This is a genomic window from Paenibacillus ilasis, from assembly GCF_043195395.1.
Classification (GTDB): Bacteria; Bacillota; Bacilli; order Paenibacillales; family Paenibacillaceae; genus Paenibacillus_AQ; species Paenibacillus_AQ lautus.
On record NZ_JBHDJG010000001.1, the window covers coordinates 451,767 to 472,182 of the forward strand.

Consider the following 20,416-nt stretch of genomic DNA (forward strand, 5'->3'; position numbering starts at 1 on the left):
AGTCCTGCGGCAGAACGTTACATGGCAGGACTGTCTTTTTCGAAAGAAGGATATTATGAAGGCTTCTTGGTATACATGAGTCCGACGGTTTGAGGACCGCAGTGGCTGCAAATGACGCAGCCCGCCGTAGAAATGCTAACCTGCCGTGCGCCTGTTTTCTCCTGCAGCTCCTTCTGCAGGAAGCGGGCTTCCTCTTCGGCCATGGTATGTACAACAACGATCAAATCATTGTCCATCTTATCCACTTGAGTCAGCGCATTCTGGATCATTTGCTCCAGCGCCTTCTCTTTTTTGCCGCGTACCTTGTAAGCGGGGATCATACCGCCGTCCACGACTTTGATAACCGGACGGATTTTCAGCAGGCTGCCAATGATGTTTTGCATGCCGGAACAGCGTCCGCCTTTATACAAGTAATCCAGCGTATCGACAACGAATTCGCATTCCACTTCATTTACGGTACGGCTTAATAGCTCCACAATTTGCGGTATGGATGAACCTTCATTGGCCGCGTGAACAGCCTTCATAACAAGCAGTCCGATACCGGAGGAAAGATTGCGTGAATCAAACACGGTAACCCGGCCCTCGGGCAGCTCACCTGCGGCTATCAACGCATTTTGGTATGTGGAAGAAAGCTCTGACGAAATGCTGAGGAACAGGATATCCTCGCCTTGCTCAATAGAAGGCGTGAAGGCTGCAATAAAGTCGGACGGAGAAGGTGCCGCTGTTTTGGGAAGGCTGCCGATCTGATCGACTTTGGCGTATAGCTGTTCCGGCGTAATGTCGACTCCGTCGCGAAAGGATTGTTCTCCGAATACGACGTAGAGCGGAACGATGCCGATATGATATTCTTCTATCCATGAAGGTGGTAAGTCGCAAGTACTGTCAGCAAAAATTCTAATTTTACCAGACATGAACATCTCCCTTTATCAACTAATTGAATCTTGTACTACTAGAATACCTTGTTTGATGAGAAAAGGGAATGCTCTTGTCGTTTTGGGGCGAGTGCTGTGAGCATACTCCAAAAAGGCGGTGATTGTGCAACATATTCCATAGGTTTCCCGTTAATTATAATGGAGGTGGTTTTATGGCAAAGCGAAAGCATTTGAGCAAAATCATCGCAGCAGCTGCCGCAGCTATGCTGCTCATGGCAATTACGGCATGCGGCGGCGAAGACCCGACTTCTCAGCCGCCAGTTGATCCGAATCCGGTAGAGGATGATGTCAAGGAACCGGCTGAACCCGTCGAAGAGCCGAAGGTCGAGATCAAGCAGGGAACCGGTACCTATGTAGGTCAAATCGATAACAATTCCGTTGAAATTGAAACAGCAGATGGCCCTACCGCGTTCCGGCTGGGCGAAGGTATGGACCAAGTCATATCCAAGCTTCAGGGAGATGAGTCCGTCTCGTATGAGTATTGGGAGCAGCCCATTGAGGGCGAAGAAGAATTGAAACAGCTGATCCTCACCAAGCTGACGGTGGAAGAGGGAGGCGGGGGCACGGGTCCAGAGAACGCGCAGCTGCCTGCAACCAAAGATTTTGAACTTGAGCTGGAGGGCATGAAAGAGACCAAAACAGCTAAACTGGCCCAGGGTGACGGCTACGCGCTCTATATTTTTGATATCTTTTCCTTTGATGCAAAGACCAACAAGCTGACCATGAATGTGGATCAAGATTATTATGTCGAGATTACGAAGCTGCCTTCGGATTATAACGGGGATGAACTCAAGATGGAAGCGGAGAAAGAGCTTGCCGAGACAGGTAAAGTTCGTGAAGCTGACGACCATGAGAAGCATAAGGGCATGGAGGATGCGTCCGTGTATATGATAGGCGAAGGCGAGAACCTGACCAAGATGTACATTGTGGATGAGATTGACGGACAGGGCTATATTTTCCGCGTAAATAACCCTCACCGTGAACCTTCCGAGGGGTTTGCCACGCATGCCTTTACATCCTTGAGCTCGATCGTTAATCAATAAGGCATATAAAAACAGCCTCCGCTGTTTGGCCATATGGCTAAGCAGCGAGGCTGTTTTGTTATTCATATCGGATGGGCGCATTCATTACTTGGACGTCTCCAAATATTGCTTAATAAAGCGCAATGCATTTGCGTCCCGTTCCGTGCCTTCACGAATGCCCGCAAACATTTCTTTCTTAAGGACAGGCAGTTCTTCGCCAAGCGGGCTGCCCATAATATCCACGGCATACACATGCTCCGAACCGTCTTCCTCATTTTTTCCCTTGACCAGCATCTCCGGTGTGAGCAGTTCCTTCAGCTCGCCTTCAACGTCCGCTTCGAGCGGACGTACCATCCCTTGATTGCCAATCCAATCAAAGGCGGTCTGATCCATAATGTACAGGTCCGGTCGCTCGGTTGACAGGACAAGCAGTGCCTTTTGCAGCATGGCTGCATCCTGCGGATTGTTGGAATCCAGAGGCGGTACATAGTTAATGTTAACGGTTACGCGTTTCCAATCGGGGAATTGCGCCAGAATCGCGTCTTCGATCGGCTTGAGGTCCTGTCCTCCATCCTGATTCATATAAGATCCGAGGAACATGACTTCCAGATCAACCGGGGGCAGATTGGCCAACCGTTCTTTCTCGGCCTGATGGTTGAAAATGCTGATCACGATATAAATGAGTACGCCGACTAGAGCAATTCCGCCGAGCACATGAAATTTATAATAACGGAAGAAATGATCGGTTTTCTCCGCTGTCCCGGCAAACCTTTTATATTTGCCGTACCGTTTCTGATTCATCTCTTCCAAAGCTTTACGGTTCTCTTCTTCAAGGATGAATTTATAGGCTTTGGTGATTTCGGCAAACTCGGCTTCGATCTCCTCCGCCCGGTCCGGCTCCCGCCTTTGATGTGAGCGGGTTTGGCGCATGAGCAGCGTATACCGGTCGTCGAGCTGTTTCTTGGTTGCATCCTCCGGCAGACCCATTCGCTCATAGGCTTCTTTCAATTGGTCCATTCATGTCACCTCTTCTATACTGTGAGAGTTTCCTATTTACCAGTATATAGTGTAGAGGTGGCAGGTTACAAACGTTTATGTGATGTTTCGACACTTGCCGGCTTGATAATGGGTAAACTGTCATGAACAAGCAAAAAATGCCGAATGAAAATGATGCGATATGGTAAATGATTCATAGCTTTCCTGAATGATTATGAATGATTTTGAAAGTTTTAGATTGTTTTTTGGAATGATTATGGTAGTATAAGCTTTGAGGGGGGATTCGATTATGCTGACGGAAGAAAGATACCGAATCATTTTAGAGCGCTTGCAAGAACGCGGCGTCGTGAAGCTGCAGGAATTGGTTGAACTCCTTGAAGCTTCGGAATCAACAGTTAGGCGTGATTTGATCGACCTTGAAGAACGTCAATTATTAAAGCGCATTCATGGCGGAGCGGCTCTGCCGAGCCCTAAGATACAGGAACCTGGAATTGAGGAAAAAACGTTCAAAAACATTCAACAGAAAAAGGTCGTTGCCCGTTTAGCGGCAGCACAGGTGGAAGATGGAGAAAGCATTTACCTCGATGCGGGAACGACCACACTGGCGATGATACCGTTCATCGACGCGAAGGATGTCACGGTTGTTACGAACGGTTTATCCCATATCGAAGCGCTGGTCAGCAAGCGAATCAAAAGTTATCTACTGGGCGGCATGATGAAAATTCATACCAAAGCCGTCATCGGCAGCATCGCGCTGCAAAATATGGACAACTTCCGCTTTGACCGTTGCTTTCTGGGCACGAACGGTGTGGATGTAGAGATGGGTTACACCACGCCCGATCCGGAAGAAGCCTTGATTAAGCGGCGCGCCCACCAGCTGTCCGCCTCCAGTTATGTCCTTGCGGATTCAAGCAAAATAGGTGAGGTTTCCTTCGCCAAATTGTTGGATCTGAACGAAGCGACGCTGATTACAGAGCCCTTGCCGGAATCATGGAAGAAGGCCATTTCACAGAAAACCAAAATAATTGAGGGATCATGATGATATATACAGTTACACTGAATCCTTCCATCGATTACATCGTGGAAGTTGAGCATATCGAGCTTGGCGGTTTGAACAGAATGACCCGGGACATGAAGTTTCCGGGCGGTAAAGGAATTAATGTATCGCGGGTGCTGAACCAGCTGGGAGCTGATAATACGGCCATCGGTTTCCTTGGCGGATTCACCGGTCGTTATATAGACGAGATGCTGGGCAAGGAAGGAATCTGCACCGATTTCGTAAATATCGCGGACGATACTCGCATCAACGTCAAACTTAAGCATGGCGAAGAGACCGAGATTAACGGCCTGGGTCCTATCATCAGCGACGAAGAAACGAAAGAGCTGCTTCATAGACTGTCGCAGCTTCAAGCAGGGGATATCGTTGTGTTGTCCGGCAGCGTTCCGCCTTCGCTGGGACCTGACTTCTATGGCCGTCTTATCGAAGCGTGCCGGAAGAGCGGCGCCGAATTCGTGATGGACACCACCGGAGAGGCGCTGATGAAGTCTTTAGCCTGGAAGCCGCTCCTCGTTAAGCCGAATCATCACGAACTGGCCGAATTATTCGGAGTCGTGATCGACTCAAGCGAGAAGCTTGTGGAGTACGGCCGAAAGCTGCTCGAGCAAGGAGCACAGCATGTCCTTATCTCCATGGCCGGCGAAGGGGCGCTGTTCATCACGACCGATCGGGTATATCACGCGAGCGTACCGTCAGGTACAGTCCGTAATTCCGTCGGGGCCGGCGATTCGATGATTGCCGGATTCGTCGGTACACTTGCGATGGGCAAGGACCCGATCGAGGCATTCCGGACAGGGGTCGCCTCGGGAAGCGCGACGGCGTTCTCGGACGATTTGGCTGTGCGGGAGACGATTGAGCGACTTCTTCCGCAGGTTAAAATCACGGAGTGGTAAGTCGCTTTACATCGAATCACGCGTTATGGTGCGGCTATGGCGTGGTTGTCATCACGATGATATCAAGGGAGTGTGAACCAGCATGAAAATCACGGATTTAATGATACAGGAAACGATGATCATGGACCTGAAGGCGGTCACGAAGGAGACAGCTATTGATGAACTGATCGCAAGCCTGGCTGCAAGCGGGCGGATCAACGATCCGGTCTTGTTCAAAGAAATGATTCTGAAGCGTGAAGCCGAATCCAGTACGGGGATCGGGGGCGGCATCGCGATGCCGCACGCGAAGACGAGAGCGGTTAATGAACCGACCGTCGTGTTTGCCAAGAGCAGTGGGGGCGTGGATTTCGAAGCGCTGGACGGAGAGGCGGCGTATGTGTTTTTCATGATCGCTGCCCCGGAGGGAGCGGGAAATACGCATCTTCGTACCCTTGCAGCGTTATCGCGGCTGTTGATCGATACAGAATTCATCGCCCAATTGATGGATGCGAAGACGCCCGAGGAGGTAACGGCTTTATTCGATTCCAAGCAGGCGGTAGAAGAAGCCGCCAAAGCTGAGAGGGAAGCGGCTAAAAAAAAGGAAGCTGCACAAAAGGAAGCCGAGAACAACCGTCAGGAGTCCGTCGGCGCTCCCGAATCTGACCAACGGAATGCTTCTGCAGGAACTTCGACTGCATTTGTGGTTGCCGTCACGGCTTGCCCGACCGGCATTGCCCACACATTTATGGCTGAAGATGCCCTGAAGAAGAAAGCTCAGGAGATGGGCGTCGAAATCCGGGTGGAGACCAATGGCTCGGAAGGTGCGCAAAACGTGTTAACGGAAGAGGAAATCCGCAGGGCTGCAGGCGTCATCATTGCCGCTGACAAAAACGTGGAGATGGCCCGCTTTAACGGAAAGCCTGTGCTCCAGCGACCTGTCAGCGACGGTATCCGCAAATCAGAGGAGCTGATCCGTAAGGCGATGAGCGGTGATGCGCCGATCTACCGCAGCGAAGGCGGCGGTGAGCCGCAGGCGAAAGGCGCGGAGAAGGGCAGCATAGGCACGAAAGTGTACAAGGATCTGATGAATGGTATTTCACATATGCTGCCATTCGTCGTAGGAGGCGGTATTCTTCTGGCCATCTCCTTCCTGATCGAGCAGCTTGCAGGTGAAAACCATCCCCTCTTCCAGCTGCTGCAGACGATAGGCGGGGGAGACGGCGCCTTCCACTTCCTGATTCCGGTTCTGGCGGGATTCATTGCGCTGAGCATAGGCGATCGCCCGGCATTGATGCCCGGCATGGTCGGAGGCCTGATGGCCCTCAATTCAAATTCGGGATTCCTTGGCGGGCTTGCCGCAGGTTTCTTGGCGGGTTATGTGGTGATCCTGCTGCGCAAAGTGTTTGCCGGCCTGCCAAGAGCGCTTGACGGCTTAAAGCCGATTCTGCTGTATCCGGTTGTCGGCCTTCTTGTCACGGGGACAATCATGTTCTACTTGTTCGATCCGTTCTTCAGCTGGATCAATCTCGGTCTGATTGATATTCTGAACAATCTGGGTACCGGCAACGCGGTGATTCTCGGTCTTATTCTGGGCGGGATGATGTCGATTGACATGGGCGGTCCCTTCAATAAAGCGGCTTATGCATTCGCGATCGGCGTCTTTACATCCAGCGGCAACACGAACGGGGCCATGATGGCTGCGGTCATGGCCGGCGGGATGGTTCCTCCGCTCGCCATTGCGCTGGCAACAACGTTTTTCAAACACAAATTCACGGAGCAGGAGCGCAAATCGGGCGTGACCAACTACGTGATGGGTCTTTCCTTCATCACGGAGGGCGCGATCCCGTTTGCCGCAGCCGACCCGCTGCGCGTACTAACTTCCTGTATCCTGGGCTCTGCGGTTGCCGGCGGGTTGACGCAGCTGTGGAGCATCAACGTGCCTGCGCCCCATGGGGGAATCTTTGTTGCCGCTCTGGCCAATCATGCGCTTTTGTTCTTGCTGGCCGTTCTCATTGGTTCGGTGATATCAGGCATGCTGCTAGGACTATGGAAGAAGCCGCTTGAGCGCAAATAGATTCATGTAAGACAAGACATAGCGAGTTTGGGGTAAGCATTTTTGCTGACTTCCGACTCGTTTTTTTTTTCATTGTCGGTTGGGTCATTTCTATAGATGACCGCATGTTATAATCTAGTCGTGATAGAAAATGAAAGGAGAGATAGTAGAGATGATGGAACAGAACAGCAAGGGTCGAGGTCCCGGGCAGCTTATCGAAGAAATCAACCGCACGTCCACAGCCGAAGGGATGGCGGCGGTATGGTTTCTGGGACAGGAGAGCGTTGTCCTTAAGGGTGGGGAGGTTGTCATCTACATCGACCCTTATATGTCGGATGATCTGGAACGCAAAGCGGGATTCCAGCGCGCATTTCCTGCACCGCTGAAGCCGGAGCAAATCACGAATGCGAGCATGGTGCTGATCACCCATGAGCATGACGATCATATGGATCTGGGAACGATTGCGGTCATAGCCAAGCAGAATCCGGAGACCGTCTTTGTTGCACCGGCTTGCTGCCATGAAGCGATGAGAGAGGCTGGTGTTACGCCGGAGCGTTTGTTCGCGGCAGTGTGCGATCAATGGCAGCAGTTTGAGGGCTTCCGACTGATGGCGATTCCGGCTGCCCATGAAACCTTGGATGAGCATGAACAGTTTGGACACCGGTTTGTCGGATATTTGGTGGATATCCAGGGCGTGTTGATCTACCATGCGGGGGATACCGTCGTATATCCTGGTTTGGTAGAAAGGTTACAGGGGCATTCGATTGATATCGGGATGGTGCCGATCAACGGGGGGGATGCCTTCCGCCGGAAAGACGGGATCGTTGGAAATATGGGCTTCCGGGAGGCTGCAGAGCTTGCCGCAGCATCGAGATTCGATCTGACGATTCCGATGCACTATGATATTTTCCCTTGGAATGGAGAGAAGCCGGGGTATTTCGTGGATTATTGTTATGAGAATTATCCCTATATGAAGACCAAGGTGATGGCACGGACCGAGCGTTTGATTTATGTAAAAGATTAAAAGCGAAAGGCGTCCAAATCGATCATGGTGGAATTTTTTTTCAAATGCGGGACAGCAAGTCCGCAATTTTTCGAAATGACAAGCATATAAATGAGACATGCCCTTATAAATGGAGATGTGGGAAATGGTGTCATTTCGAAAACATGTCATTATCGTGATCGGCAGTTTTCTGATCGCGATGGGGACCAATTTTTTTCTTGTCCCGCATAAAGTTTTGGATGGTGGAGTTATCGGCATTGCTCTGATTGCTAACTATGTATTTGATCTACATATCGGATTCGTCATCATTTTGTGCAGCATTCCCATGTTTATCGCAGCCTGGATATTAAATCGCGAAATCTTTTACAACAGTCTGTCAGGCATGCTGATATCTTCATTTATCATCGATTTGCTTTCACCGCTGCAGCAGGTTTTTTTGCGATTTTTTTCCCCGAATGTCATCCTTAGCGCGCCCCTGGGCGGGGCATTGATCGGAGCCGGACTTGGATTTATGCTAAGAAACAATGCAAGCACGGGCGGAACGGACCTCTTGGCGCATTTCCTGGCTAAATATTTGCCATTAAATGTAGGCGTCATTATTTTGCTGATGGATGCGGTTATCATCGGGTTCGGAGGCATCCTGCTATCGGGAAGCACCTTCATGTATTCTGTTCTGACGATCGTAGCAGGCGGGTTTACGACGGGGATGTTCACTCAAAAGCGTTGGTTCAAAAAGAGAAGGATTAAATAAACAGACAAGCCTATCAAGAGTTGACTCTTGATAGGCTTGTCTGTTTTCAAAAAAAATAGTTAGAGAAAATCATATATCATAACAGTACATATTTTTTATCTTTGCGCCTGGGCTTCCTTAAAGGCGTTAATATAAGCGCGTGCCTTTTCTGTAATCAGATTGAAGTCACCGCTCTTCAGTGCGTCCTTGGTTAGGTCCGATCCGATCCCGACCGCAAATGCGCCGGCCTTGATCCATTCATGCAGATTATCCAGATTCACGCCCCCGGTTGGCATGATGTTGGCCTGCGGGAGGGGGCCCTTCAGGGATGGAATGACGGATGGAGAGTACAAATTCCCCGGGAAGAGCTTAATGACATCGACGCCAAGCTCAAGAGCGGCGACGATATCATGAACGGTTACGGCACCCGGCATAACCGGGATGCGGTAACGATTGCTGAGCAAAATGGTATCGCGGTCGAAGCCGGGCGAGACCACAAACTCGGCACCGGCAAGAATGGTGATTCTGGCTGTTTCAGCATCCAGAACCGTGCCTGCGCCGATAATGGCATAGTTATCCGCTTGCGGATCGTTGGAGGAATACATTTTGGCCAGCGTTGTAATGGCTTCGGTGGCGAACGGTACAGTCATGGTTACTTCGATAACCTTGATACCGCCTTCAATCGCATGTTTGGCAATCTCGACAACCTCTTCGGGGGAATCCCCGCGAAGGACAGCGACGACGCCTGCATGATGAATTTGTTCGATCAGTCTTAGTTTTTTCATGTTTACACTCCTTCTCGTCTATGAATGGATTCGAAAGAAAAGATGACTCGTTTAAAGAACAGGAGTTAACGTTCGATATGAGCAGCGTTCCCGCGCCGCTGTTGTACCTCTTCCCAGGTCGGAAGTGCTTCCCAATCACCAGGCGCTTGGATCACCAGAGATCCGGTTAAGCCGCCCAATGAGAGAGCCTCTTCGGGTGTCCAGCCTTTGGCGATGCCAGCGAGGAAACCGGCACAGAAGCCGTCGCCTGCGCCCACGGTATCCACCACTTGATCCACCTGCTCAAAAGGAAGGGAATAGGTGTGGTTCTTGTGGACAATGACATTGCTCCCATTGAAACTTTTGATAATGGACATGGCGGGAAGCTGTCGCAGACGATCCAGGATCACCTGCTCGTCCTCTGTTTCGAACAGCAGCTTGCATTCATCATAACCTGGTAGAAAATAATCACAGGCTTCCGCAAGCTCCAGCAATACAGGACGAGCCTCTTCGATATTCCATAGCTTGAGCCTGAGGTTTGGGTCAAAGCTGATCAGGACGCCATGTGCTTTGCATACGGAAATGACATGCCGTATCGTCTCCAGGCAGCTGCTGCTTAAAGCTGCGGTGATGCCTGTAAAATGAAGGATACGGGCATTGGCTATGTATTCGGAGTCTACATGGTCCGGGGTCATTTGACTGGCAGCAGAGCCTTTGCGGTAGTAATAGACGGAGGATTGACCGCGAACGTTCTGTCGCAGCATAAGACCGGTCGGTGCAGCATCCGTTTGTCTGGCGGCGGAAATGTCGACACCTTCTCCTCGAAGCGTTTTCAAAATACCGGTTCCGATCGGATCGTTGCCGAGTTGACCGAACCATCCGCTGCTGCAGCCAAGTCTGGAGAGCCCGATAGCGAGATTGCTTTCGGCACCACCGAAGGATTGTGCCATGCTTCCTCCTTGTCCTATGCCCCGTGTGCCTTCCGGATATAGTAATCCCATCGATTCACCGAACGTGATGACATCGATAGGACGCTTACCATTCTTCATAGAATCTACCCCCTTATATTCAGTCTCCGTTACTAACACTTTACCCTGATGGGGAGGATAACTCAATAATAAATAACACAAGATAAACAACCTCCTATCAAGAGGGATAGGAGGTATGCATGGGCCTTACATGTTTATGGAGCAAACAAAAACAAATGGTTAGAAACCTTTATACTGAGGCTCTTCCTGTTCAAGCTGCTGAACCCGCTGGGCCACTTGGTCCACGACTTGTTGTGTTTGTTGTGCTGCAGCCGTGAACAAATCTTTGGCATTTTGATCTTGCGTGGACAGTGCAAATTGCTCAAGACTGGCTTGAGCGCTTTTTAAGGATGAGAGACATGTTTTGACGTCGGATGCTACGGTCATTGGTTTTTATCACTCCTTTCATGCGTAATAATGTACGCATTTTGCAGAAGAACATGCATGAAGCATGGACTGGGAAATAATGGTGTGATTTCTATAGGGATATTTGACAATAATCTATAGAGTGATTATCAAGTCAAATGAGGAGGTTTTATTGTGGCCCAATGGTTGGAAATTGTACTTAGAACCTTATGTGCTGTGGTCGTGTTGTTTCTGATGACAAAACTGCTGGGCAAGCGGCAGGTTTCGCAGCTATCTTTTTTTGAATATTTAACGGGGATTACGATCGGCAGCTTGGCGGCCTATATCTCCTTGGATCTTGATGCGAACTGGTATTTGGGATTAGTAGCGCTAGGCGTGTGGGTAGCCTGCTCATTAATTATTGAATTCCTGCAAATCAAGAACAAGAAGGTCAGGGACTTTATCGATTTTAAGGCGACCGTGCTCATTAAAGATGGCAAGATATTAGAAGACAATTTAAAGAAAGAAAGACTGTCTGCCGATGAGTTAATGGAGCAGCTGCGGAAAAAAGACGTGTTTCAGGTCGCTGACGTGGAATTTGCCATCATGGAGTCAAGCGGAGAGATTAATGTGCTGCAGACGCGTGAGAATCTGCCTTTAACTCCTAAAGATCTTGGTATCCAGGTAGCGCCGGAAAAAGTTGCACAGGTTGTGGTCATGGATGGTAAAGTCCTGGATGAACCGCTGCGCGTTATGGGCTTCAATCAGGGATGGCTGGTAGAAGAACTGGACAAGCAGGGCGCAAAGATCAAGGATGTATATCTTGCCCAGGTCGACACTTATGGACAACTAACCGTCGATCTGTATGATGATCAGATCCAGGCTCCACAAAATGAGGAGCGAAAACTGCTCTATGCGAATTTAAAGAAATGTCAGGCGGATTTGGAGTTATTCAGTCTCAGTACGAAGAGTAAAAAGGCCAAGAAAATGTATGAGGAAAGCTCCAAACAGATCGAGAACATTATAGCCGAGGTAAAGCCAATCCTGAATACTTAATTCACCACCGCCGAGTCATAATTCGGCGAAAATCAGAATAGGATATTTTTGTGTATTACAAAAGGAGCCGGTTGCCGCCGACTCCTCGCACAGCAGATCATCACCTGCAAGGTGGATATTTGCTTGCAACCAGACGTAAGAAATAGATTCATCTGTACAAGGGACGGGTCTATTTCTTATTATGGAAGGCAAGGATCGAAACGACCAGAGTGGCGAACGATATCATTAAAGCCAAAGCTTCATTCACGCCCATGCCTATCACCTCCTGCTGCCACCCTTGCCAGCTGGTCTACTGTACTATATAATATGCCAATTGCTTACAATAAAAGAACCTTTTTGTAGGAAGCGCTTACATAAAATGTTGATTTTTTGACGAGATAAGATAGTATAAACTTCAGAGGCTTATCATACTTTCCTTGCGAAGGAGAAGGCTATAATCAGTATAAAAGGTGATGGACCCAGAAACTAAGAGAGCGGCAAATGCTGCTCTCTTATTTCGTTTTTCATTTAGATATCGATACAGTTTCAGATTCAAGCGGGTTTATGATTCGCTTTAGGTTTTTGTTGACCCTTGGGTTTGCGTTTGCGGAACAGGGAGACCATCCAATATAAAATGGGGATGAACTCCATAAGAATAAAGAACATCGCCATCCCGAAAGAATTGAAGTCCTGGAGAAAAAGGATCGGATTTTGCGAATACTGATATGCTATCACGATAGCGGTTCCCCCAATAATGGCGATCAGCGGCCCATCCATTTGCTTCAGGTGAAGCAACTTGGCAAGACATCTTACACTTACGTGGATGAGAAAGGCGCTATGGAAAAACATCGAACTGCTCCATAAGCCAATGATAAGCGGATCGGAGTTGCCGAGGAACCCACTGGCTGAGCGCATTAATTCAACAAGTGGATATTGCATCTCCCGCCCTAAATAAGGGCCGAAATTCAGTAAAGCAGAAGCCCATTGGAGCAATATGCCTATCGTCACCAGCATCCCGGCGGCGGCGAGGTTTCGAAATGATTTCCGGTTAAATTGGATATAGGGAGCGAGAAAGAGGAAGACGATCCATTCCGCGAAGAATGAAAAACAGAACAGGGCATCCTTAATGGCCGATTCATAATTGTGATGCCTGACCATCGCAATCATCATATCAAAATGGGCTTCCTTGAAGAAAAACATGTTCATGCACACGATCGCAATGACAATGACGAGAAAGAGCCCGTCTGAAATATAAATCATCGTTTCCATGCCCCATCTGGCGGTAATCATAACGACCAACCCCACGATCAGGAGCACGAACCATTGAGGAGACTCACGCATGTAATTGGTGTCGAAGAATAAGGTGAAGCTTTCGATATCCATTCCTATGTAATTGATCGACCAGAAGAAAACCAAAGCGACGACCGGGATATGAATCCATTTGCTGACAAGTTTACTGCCGAAATCGATCCAGGGTTTCTGAGAATCCCACAGCGTGAGCTTTACCGTAAACCACAGGAAGATTAAACTCATCACATAGCCGCCCAGAATCGCAGCCCATCCTAAGTAAGCAGAGTTCCACAATAGGGGACTGATCAGAAATCCAGTAGGTATGGCGTTAAGGTAGACAAATCCGAAACGGAACAGCTGCCAGGGAGTATTGCGCATGTTGGGTTCGTACATCCTTTCCGTCATAGATTATAGTCCTCTGTGAAAGTACGCCGATAGATGTTTTGGTTATAGGTTATCAAGCCAACCGAACAGCAGCATAATCAGATGGTTGGGGGTCAGCCGCTCGTGAGAAAGCAAGGCGAATAAATTCCAGACGGTAAACGCAAGGATCAGCAGGAGAACCGTCCATTTTTCACGAGGTGCTTTTGCCTTCTTCTTCGCGATATACCATTCCACCAAGGAGTACACGAGGAACAGAAGAGCGAGCATAAGCAAAACCTCCTTATTTCGGATTCATTTTGAGTACGGATCCGAAGTTTCGAATCTTGATGTCGGTAACAACCTGGATCTCCACTTCGTTTTTGTAATAATCGGGCCAGTCGGCACGAACCTTTTGCCAATGATCCGGATAGTTCCAATCCACCAGCATGCCAAGCTGCAGGATGTCTGCTCCTACTCGCTGCGATGTATGAAGAGCTTTTCTTAAATGACCGGCGATTTGATCATTGAGCTCACGCTCGATGAGCTCTTTCACCTGCAGGGTATCAAGCTTCCTTTGCTTTGGTTTGTATATGACATCGCCCGTTCCGCTTAGCTTTACTGTGAACACCGGATGACCCGAAACCATGCGTACGGACTTATTGGATCTGGATGTGATGACAAACACGCTTGCTTTCTCGCCATCACTCCAATGAACAGTATACATAGGACCTTTTACCTCGTTTACTCCCCAACTGACGGCAAGCGACTCCTTCATCGGGAGTGTGGCAACGAGTTTATGATGACGGAAAAGCGCCGTGCCCTGAATCCCTGCCCAGGGTTCCAGTTTCTCTTGGTCGGCCACCATCGGCTTCAAGCCTGCTGACAAATAGTTCAAAGCATAGCCTTGATTGGCCGATTCGGCATAGAGGCAGTCCTTCAGGTTCGTCACGATCATGTTGTGCTGGTCTGCAAAGCGGGTGAGCACCTCCGAGGGCATCTGCTCAAAGACCGGCGTAAGCTCCGCGACTTTTTTAGCGTCTCCGGGTGCAACCATTAAATAAATATTCAGGTTGGTTGTCGGTTCTCGCTGAAGCCAGTCCGTAAGCTCCTCTAATCCCGCCTCCGCGAAGCTTTTGCCCACGATTACGACCTTGGTGTGACTGAAGTCAAAACGTCTGGAAAGATCCCGTTGAATCAGGTGCAGGGCATCCTGCACGGTACTGGAGGTCTTGGTTACCATGGCATACGGGTCACCACCACCTTGGCCGCCTGCTTGGCTTCCAGATGTAAGCCGATTTGGAAGGGGGGCACTGATCGTAACTTCTACGGTGTCTTTTTGCTGACCCTTATTCACATACATGGCAAATACAAAGGTTTGCTCATTGATTTCAACCTTGGTCATCGTGAAACCGCAACCCGTTAACAGAGTCAGGGGAAGCACCAATTTGAACAAGTTAAACCATTTGAGTAGAGGCATTATGGCTTTCTTCTCCTTAAATTGTTGGAAGACGCATAGGTTTTAGGCCGGTTCTTCATCAGCATGGATGGTGCCCGCAAAAAGGTATCCTTCCATTCGGATATCACAAGCGGCGCAACCGGCTGCAGATAAGGCGTATTAAACGACTTCAGGGAAGCCATGTGGCCATACACAAGGAAGGCAGCGGCAAATACGCCGATAAGGCCGAGTGTCCCTCCGAGAATGAGTATGGGGAAACGCAGCAAGCGGAACGCAAGCCCAAGCTCGAAGTGCGGAATGATGTAAGAAGCGATTCCGGTTATCGAGACCACAATGACCATCGGGTTGGATACGACGCCCGCTTCCACTGCGGCCTGTCCAATGACGATGGCGCCGATAATGGATATCGTCTGCCCGACCGGCTTCGGGATCCGGGTTCCGGCTTCCCGCAGCGCTTCAAAGGTTAGTTCCATGATCAGTGCCTCCGCTAAAGCGGAGAACGGGATATTCTCACGCGATGCCGCAATGGTGATCAGCAGATCGGTGGGTATGATGGATGGCTGAAATGTCGTGATCGCCACATATAGTGAAGGCATCAGTAATGAAATAATGGCGAACACGAACCGGACAATCCGGATCCAACTGGAGGAGAAGAAGCTGTGATAATAATCCTCGGACGACTGCAGCAGGGAAAATAGAGTGACAGGCACGATTAGTGCCGACGGCGTTCCATCCTGCATAATGCCGACCCTGCCTTCAAGCAGAGAAGCGGCTACGGAATCCGGTCGCTCTGTGTATTGAAACTGCGGAAACGGGGATTTCACGCCTTCCTTCATTTGCTCAGACAAGGTGCTGATCCCGAAGGTGCCATCAATGGATATGCTATTCAGCCGCCGGTCCACTTGAGCGACAACTTCGGGTTTGCATAAACCGTCGACATACACCATATATACGGCGGTCTTGGAATATTGGCCGATCTGATAACGTACGGTTTTGAGGTCCGTATGCTTGATTTTGTGCCGGAGCAGCGATAAATTCGTGCCAATGTCTTCGATAAAAGCTTCTTGCGGCCCGTTCACCACGAGCTCATTCTGAGATTCCGAAACCGCCCGTTTCTGATACAACGCGATGTCAAATAAATAAGCCTCTGCCAACTGCTCCACAACCACTACCGCTGTGCCTTCGACAATCATATTGGCAATATACTCCGCCGAGGAAGAGCGATGAAATGGAACCGACAGGACATCTCCACGATCCATACGGTCAATAAAGTCGTTAAAATTATGCTGAATCAACGCGGCTTCCTTAATCAGGGGTTTAACGATATGTTCGTGCAGGGTGCTGATATCCACAATGGATTCAATGTAGATGGTGGTGCACGTCGATCCATGGATACGTAAGGATTGATAGATGACATCCTCGCAATTCGCAAGCCGCTCTTTAACAGGGTCAAGCAGTACGTGCTGCGCCTTCGTTTTCACTTTCGTTTTCCCCTCCTTTGCCGGTACGTAGTAAAGGCTCATCCTCTTTAGAATGCCGTGTTTTTAGCAATTTATACCGAATTTTCCAGAGGAACCGGCTAGGGCAGAAGAGGAGTTGAGATTAAGGCAGGGACAATGCAACTTGCTTCTGAAAAATAAAAAAAGCGCCTAGGAAGGGGGTTCCAGGCGCTTTTCCATGTGAGCTTTAATTAAGACTTTGATTTTCCTCTTCGAATGGATTTTTTGATTTTATGAAGCAAGGGTCTACGGTAAACGGAGAGCATGATGCGCAGCAAAATATAGAGTATCAATGTAGACAGGATGCTGTTGATGAGGGCACCGACAAGAAAGTTGACGCCCATATCGCCTAATCTGCCAAAATGGCTCGTCTCAATTCGATAATCCGTCTCAGGCACAGGCACCGAGAGGGCATCTTCGATTTCAAAGGTTTGGGGAAATGTGGTGAACAGATGCACAAATACCCCGATTCTATAGTTTAAATAGAACAGGATCGGCCACAATACGGAGCCTGCCGAAGCTGCAAGGAAGGCGGAGGGGATGTTCGCGCGAACCAAGCGAGACAACAGCGGAGCCAGCAGCAGATCAATGCCAAAGGTTGGATACCAGCAAGGGAAGAAGCCTACGGCAAAACCGAGCGCAATTCGATGATCGCTATTTTGCATGCGGAGAGTCCGGAGAATATAGTATTTCAGTCGTCGAATGTATTTATGAAGCAAAACCGTCTCCTCCTGCACGTACTAAATACAATAATGAAGGGATTGGAACCCCAAATCATATGTAGGGGATTCTATTTATAATAGGAAGAACTTTCAAGAATTATATAGTAGTGCTTGTAAACCGTCAATCGATGAAGGATCAATATATGTGTGGAGTATTACTTTGACATGCATAGTAATATGCGTTATATTATACCCATTCCATTCCGTTAGGGAGGTCCGGGTATTTGATTGAATCCTTACATAACAGTGATTTGATACGTGGCAATATTGATACCTTTATTCTGCGCGTGTTATCGGACGGGGATAATTACGGCTATCAGATCATTAAAGAAATTTCGCTACGAAGCGGGAATCGATTTGAGTTGAAGGAGCCTACATTATATTCCAGTCTGAGAAGGTTGGAGAAGCAGGGATTCATCCGTTCCTATTGGGGAGAAGAAACCCAGGGCGGAAGGCGCAAATATTACAACCTCAGCCAGGAGGGACAGGGACGCTTGCTGCAAAATCAGGAGGAATGGAAGGCTGCGCGCGAGATTATCGATGTTCTGATCGGGAACGGAAAGGAGCTGACAGATCAATGACCAACAGGCATGACTTAGAGATCTTTGTGGACCGTCTATTTGCGAATCAACGCAAAACCAAGGAAGTGGTAGAGCTGAAGAATGAGGTTCTCAGCAATTTGGAGGCGCGGGTTACGGATTACATGGAGAACGGCATGGAATATCAATCGGCCATCAGTCTGGCGATCGATAACATCGAAGATATCGAGGCCCTCATTGACGATAATCAAAAAGTTTACAGCTACCGTTTCCGGTATGACCTTGTTCAGAGCGCGCTTATTTATTCCTTGTTGGCGTGGATCGTCACCATCCCGGCCCGATTTTTGCCAAGCGGTATAGGGGTGAACACCCTCCTGCTGTGCGTCGTTGTCTTAACCGGAGCGGTGTATCTTTCCATGTCACGGCATCTGAAACGGTATGAGAAGCAGACAGCTGTCATCAACGCAGGCAAATTGGCCAAATGGAGCAAAGGGGCATGGTGGCTGTGGTCGATATTTATCGTCGTTGTATCCATGTACACCTTCGTGATTCAATACGGCAGTGATCTATGGTTTGGGCGAGAATTGCGGATCGATGGGCCCTATTCGTTCTATGTGACCGTCATGCGATATGCCATCCCAATGACGTCGGTCATCATTCCGCTGCTTGTCCAAAAGGCTTGTAAACTAACCCTTCGACTTGAGGTGAATGAACCATGAGCAGAAAAAATTGGCTGATCGTTGCACTCCTGCTTGTCGGCGTAGCGGGTATGGCTGCATTAGAGGGAGTCATCAAGCCCAGGGCCAACGAACAGGCCGTTCAATATGAAGCGGCGCAGAATGATCCGTTAACGCATGATATCCGGAATTCGTTAGGCTTCGCCAGCCCGTATATGGGGAATGCCGGGAACCTGATCAATTTGAATGCTTCGCTTCCGATGCGTGACATCGGGCGCACATTTCAGCTGTACCCGGAGGAATTGACGGCCGAGCTCCGATTCCAGGCCAGGGCTGGTGATCTGCAAGAGGAGAAGCTGAAGCAGCTGCTGGTTTATAATTCCACTGCGAATTTTGCCATGATTGATAATTTGCAGAAGCTGATCTTCGTCTTTGAAGACCAAGCCTTCACCATCCGGCGGGACGAGGTGGAGTCGTGGTATGGCAGCCAGGTTACGCTTGCTTCATTACGGGATGCCGGGACATGGGAGAAGGAAGTTCAATCCCGTCTTGATGATAGGAAGTATGTTAGTGATTACGTAGAGAACCTGGTTGAACGTAAGTATCTATAGAGATAAAAAGCGTGCAGTAGAGTTAAAGCGAAGGGGAGTATAGAGATGGGAGCGGAGCAACGCCAATTAAGATTGGGTGCTTTTCTAATGAATTACGGCCATCATATCGCCGCTTGGCGGCATCCCGGTTCGGCGGGGGTCGGAGCCGTGGATTACGCTTTCTATAAGCGCTGCACTCAAGCAGCCGAACGCGGGAAATTCGATATGGTATTCCTTGCGGACAACAACTCAATTCCATTGATCGAGGATTTGCAGACGAATGTCAGCTTTCTGCAGCCTGAAGCGCTGACCATGCTCAGCAGTCTGGCTGGCGTTACGGAGTATGTTGGATTAGCCGGCACCGCATCTACCACATTCAACGAGCCCTACGCTTTGGCAAGGCGCCTCTCCACGCTGGATCATATCAGCGGCGGCAGAGCCGCATGGAATGTGGTGACCTCTACGAAGGATGCAGAGGCACGCAATTTCGGCTCGGCTGTATTAATGGAGCACGGGAAGCGGTATGAACGGGCGGAGGAGTTTCTACAGGCTGTGACGGGATGTTGGGACAGCTGGGAGGACGATGCCCTTGTGTTGGATCGGCAGAGAGCTGTCTTTGCGGATACGACCCGGATTCATCGGGTGCATCATGAAGGAGCGTTTTTCAAGGTGGAGGGTCCGTTGAACATGCCCAGATCTCCGCAAGGCAGGCCCGTTATCATTGAAGCGGGAACCTCGGAAGCGGGAAGAAGGCTGGCAGCCCAAACAGCCGATGTTGTGTTCACGGCCTGTGAGAGTAAAGAAGATGCGATAAGGTATTACCGCGAGTTTAAGGACTTGCTCAAGGAGTATGGACGGGAAGGGGAAGAGGTGAAGGTGCTGCCGGGCCTGCTGATCTTCCTCGGAGAGAGCGAAGCCGAAGCTTTGGCGTATCACCGGACGTTCAGCGAGCTCATCGTGCCGGAAGCAGGGGTGAAATATGTATCTCAATTGCTAAATGCGGATTTGACCGGATATCCGGTAGACGGTCCGCTGCCTGATCTGCCGAGGGAAGGGAACAGCAGCCGGGCGATCATGATTATGGATATGGCTGCGAAATCGGGCATGAGCATTCTGGAGCTTGGCCGGCATTACGCGGTCTCCAGAGGTCATATGACGATGATCGGAACCCCGCAGCAGATTGCCGATCGGATCGAGGATTGGTTTCGAAGCAGGGCTTGCGACGGATTCAACATAATGGCCCCTTTGCTTCCGGGTGGTCTCGAACAGTTTGTGGATCGTGTAGTACCGCTGCTCCAGCAGCGCGGCGTGTTTCGCGAGGACTATACAGGCAGAACGTTACGGGACCATCTCGGTCTCATCCGGCCGAAAACCCAACATGAAAAATAATTGACGACAAAATTAGACGGTGCTATAATCCTACTTAACATATCGGAAATAATG

General features: G+C 49.5%; 22 protein-coding genes. 11 read left to right on the forward strand and 11 right to left on the reverse strand.

Going from position 1 to position 20,416, the window contains the following annotated elements:
* Positions 1-53: 53 nt before the first annotated feature.
* The gene (locus ACETK5_RS02310) at positions 54-911 is read right to left on the reverse strand and encodes a DegV family protein (protein WP_100538908.1); all 858 of its coding nucleotides are present in this window, start codon (positions 909-911) and stop codon (positions 54-56) included.
* A gap of 173 nt (positions 912-1,084) precedes the next feature.
* Between ACETK5_RS02310 and ACETK5_RS02315 the strand changes: the two genes are divergently transcribed.
* Positions 1,085-1,975 carry a hypothetical protein gene (locus ACETK5_RS02315; protein ID WP_326114387.1) on the forward strand — a complete coding sequence of 297 codons (891 nt, stop codon included), beginning with the start codon at positions 1,085-1,087 and terminating at the stop codon, positions 1,973-1,975.
* An 84-nt stretch (positions 1,976-2,059) separates the two neighbouring features.
* On the opposite strand, the gene ACETK5_RS02320 is transcribed toward ACETK5_RS02315, so the two are convergent.
* Complete coding sequence (locus ACETK5_RS02320) at positions 2,060-2,971, reverse strand: J domain-containing protein (RefSeq protein ID WP_394054224.1); 912 nt, start codon at positions 2,969-2,971, stop codon at positions 2,060-2,062.
* A 268-nt stretch (positions 2,972-3,239) separates the two neighbouring features.
* Between ACETK5_RS02320 and ACETK5_RS02325 the strand changes: the two genes are divergently transcribed.
* The 5 genes from ACETK5_RS02325 (at position 3,240) to ACETK5_RS02345 (ending at position 8,686) form a co-directional block, all read left to right on the forward strand.
* Positions 3,240-3,989 carry a DeoR/GlpR family DNA-binding transcription regulator gene (locus ACETK5_RS02325; protein WP_326114390.1) on the forward strand — a complete coding sequence of 250 codons (750 nt, stop codon included), beginning with the start codon at positions 3,240-3,242 and terminating at the stop codon, positions 3,987-3,989.
* The gene (pfkB, locus tag ACETK5_RS02330) at positions 3,989-4,900 is read left to right on the forward strand and encodes a 1-phosphofructokinase (RefSeq protein WP_394057310.1); all 912 of its coding nucleotides are present in this window, start codon (positions 3,989-3,991) and stop codon (positions 4,898-4,900) included. Before ACETK5_RS02325 ends, pfkB begins: the two co-directional genes overlap by 1 nt.
* 82 nt (positions 4,901-4,982) lie before the next feature.
* Positions 4,983-6,953 (forward strand): PTS fructose transporter subunit IIABC, encoded by a 1,971-nt coding sequence (locus tag ACETK5_RS02335; RefSeq protein WP_394054225.1) that lies wholly within the window; start codon positions 4,983-4,985, stop codon positions 6,951-6,953.
* Positions 6,954-7,104: 151 nt separating this feature from the next.
* A complete protein-coding gene (locus tag ACETK5_RS02340; protein ID WP_326114395.1) occupies positions 7,105-7,956 on the forward strand; it encodes an MBL fold metallo-hydrolase in 852 nt (283 codons plus the stop codon).
* Positions 7,957-8,080: 124 nt separating this feature from the next.
* Positions 8,081-8,686, forward strand: a complete 606-nt coding sequence (locus ACETK5_RS02345; protein ID WP_100538902.1) for a YitT family protein — start codon at positions 8,081-8,083, stop codon at positions 8,684-8,686.
* Between the two features lie 95 nt (positions 8,687-8,781).
* Here the strand turns inward: ACETK5_RS02345 and ACETK5_RS02350 are convergent, their stop codons facing one another.
* From ACETK5_RS02350 to ACETK5_RS02360, 3 genes are all read right to left on the reverse strand, one after another.
* Entirely contained in the window at positions 8,782-9,450 is a 669-nt protein-coding gene (locus ACETK5_RS02350; RefSeq protein ID WP_100538901.1) for a bifunctional 2-keto-4-hydroxyglutarate aldolase/2-keto-3-deoxy-6-phosphogluconate aldolase, read from the reverse strand.
* Positions 9,451-9,515: 65 nt separating this feature from the next.
* Positions 9,516-10,478 (reverse strand): sugar kinase, encoded by a 963-nt coding sequence (locus ACETK5_RS02355; RefSeq protein ID WP_326114396.1) that lies wholly within the window; start codon positions 10,476-10,478, stop codon positions 9,516-9,518.
* Positions 10,479-10,637: 159 nt separating this feature from the next.
* Entirely contained in the window at positions 10,638-10,844 is a 207-nt protein-coding gene (locus ACETK5_RS02360; RefSeq protein ID WP_053491912.1) for a DUF1657 domain-containing protein, read from the reverse strand.
* Positions 10,845-10,997: 153 nt separating this feature from the next.
* On the opposite strand from ACETK5_RS02360, the gene ACETK5_RS02365 reads away from it, so the two are divergent.
* Entirely contained in the window at positions 10,998-11,858 is an 861-nt protein-coding gene (locus ACETK5_RS02365; protein ID WP_100538899.1) for a DUF421 domain-containing protein, read from the forward strand.
* Positions 11,859-12,027: 169 nt separating this feature from the next.
* Here the strand turns inward: ACETK5_RS02365 and ACETK5_RS02370 are convergent, their stop codons facing one another.
* The 6 genes from ACETK5_RS02370 to ACETK5_RS02395 form a co-directional block, all read right to left on the reverse strand.
* Positions 12,028-12,111: a putative holin-like toxin gene (locus ACETK5_RS02370; protein ID WP_223260591.1), complete on the reverse strand. Its 84-nt coding sequence runs from the start codon at positions 12,109-12,111 to the stop codon at positions 12,028-12,030.
* A 278-nt stretch (positions 12,112-12,389) separates the two neighbouring features.
* Positions 12,390-13,505, reverse strand: a complete 1,116-nt coding sequence (locus tag ACETK5_RS02375; protein ID WP_394054226.1) for a GerAB/ArcD/ProY family transporter — start codon at positions 13,503-13,505, stop codon at positions 12,390-12,392.
* A gap of 69 nt (positions 13,506-13,574) precedes the next feature.
* Complete coding sequence (locus ACETK5_RS02380; RefSeq protein WP_100538898.1) at positions 13,575-13,778, reverse strand: hypothetical protein; 204 nt, start codon at positions 13,776-13,778, stop codon at positions 13,575-13,577.
* A gap of 13 nt (positions 13,779-13,791) precedes the next feature.
* Complete coding sequence (locus tag ACETK5_RS02385; RefSeq protein WP_100538897.1) at positions 13,792-14,967, reverse strand: Ger(x)C family spore germination protein; 1,176 nt, start codon at positions 14,965-14,967, stop codon at positions 13,792-13,794.
* The gene (locus ACETK5_RS02390; RefSeq protein WP_100538896.1) at positions 14,967-16,427 is read right to left on the reverse strand and encodes a spore germination protein; all 1,461 of its coding nucleotides are present in this window, start codon (positions 16,425-16,427) and stop codon (positions 14,967-14,969) included. Before ACETK5_RS02390 ends, ACETK5_RS02385 begins: the two co-directional genes overlap by 1 nt.
* A gap of 209 nt (positions 16,428-16,636) precedes the next feature.
* On the reverse strand, positions 16,637-17,164 hold the full coding sequence (locus tag ACETK5_RS02395) for a DUF2062 domain-containing protein (protein ID WP_100538895.1): 528 nt from the start codon (positions 17,162-17,164) through the stop codon (positions 16,637-16,639).
* Positions 17,165-17,391: 227 nt separating this feature from the next.
* On the opposite strand from ACETK5_RS02395, the gene ACETK5_RS02400 reads away from it, so the two are divergent.
* Genes ACETK5_RS02400 through ACETK5_RS02415 form a run of 4 tightly spaced genes read left to right on the forward strand, consistent with a single transcriptional unit; the run spans position 17,392 to position 20,362 of the window.
* Positions 17,392-17,748, forward strand: coding sequence for a PadR family transcriptional regulator (locus tag ACETK5_RS02400; protein WP_100538894.1), 357 nt, complete (start codon positions 17,392-17,394; stop codon positions 17,746-17,748).
* Positions 17,745-18,425 (forward strand): permease prefix domain 1-containing protein, encoded by a 681-nt coding sequence (locus ACETK5_RS02405; protein ID WP_100538893.1) that lies wholly within the window; start codon positions 17,745-17,747, stop codon positions 18,423-18,425. Before ACETK5_RS02400 ends, ACETK5_RS02405 begins: the two co-directional genes overlap by 4 nt.
* Entirely contained in the window at positions 18,422-18,994 is a 573-nt protein-coding gene (locus ACETK5_RS02410; RefSeq protein ID WP_100538892.1) for a DUF4825 domain-containing protein, read from the forward strand. The genes ACETK5_RS02405 and ACETK5_RS02410 overlap by 4 nt, the downstream gene beginning before the upstream one ends.
* A 45-nt stretch (positions 18,995-19,039) precedes the next feature.
* Positions 19,040-20,362: an LLM class flavin-dependent oxidoreductase gene (locus ACETK5_RS02415; RefSeq protein ID WP_394054227.1), complete on the forward strand. Its 1,323-nt coding sequence runs from the start codon at positions 19,040-19,042 to the stop codon at positions 20,360-20,362.
* Positions 20,363-20,416: the final 54 nt, after the last annotated feature.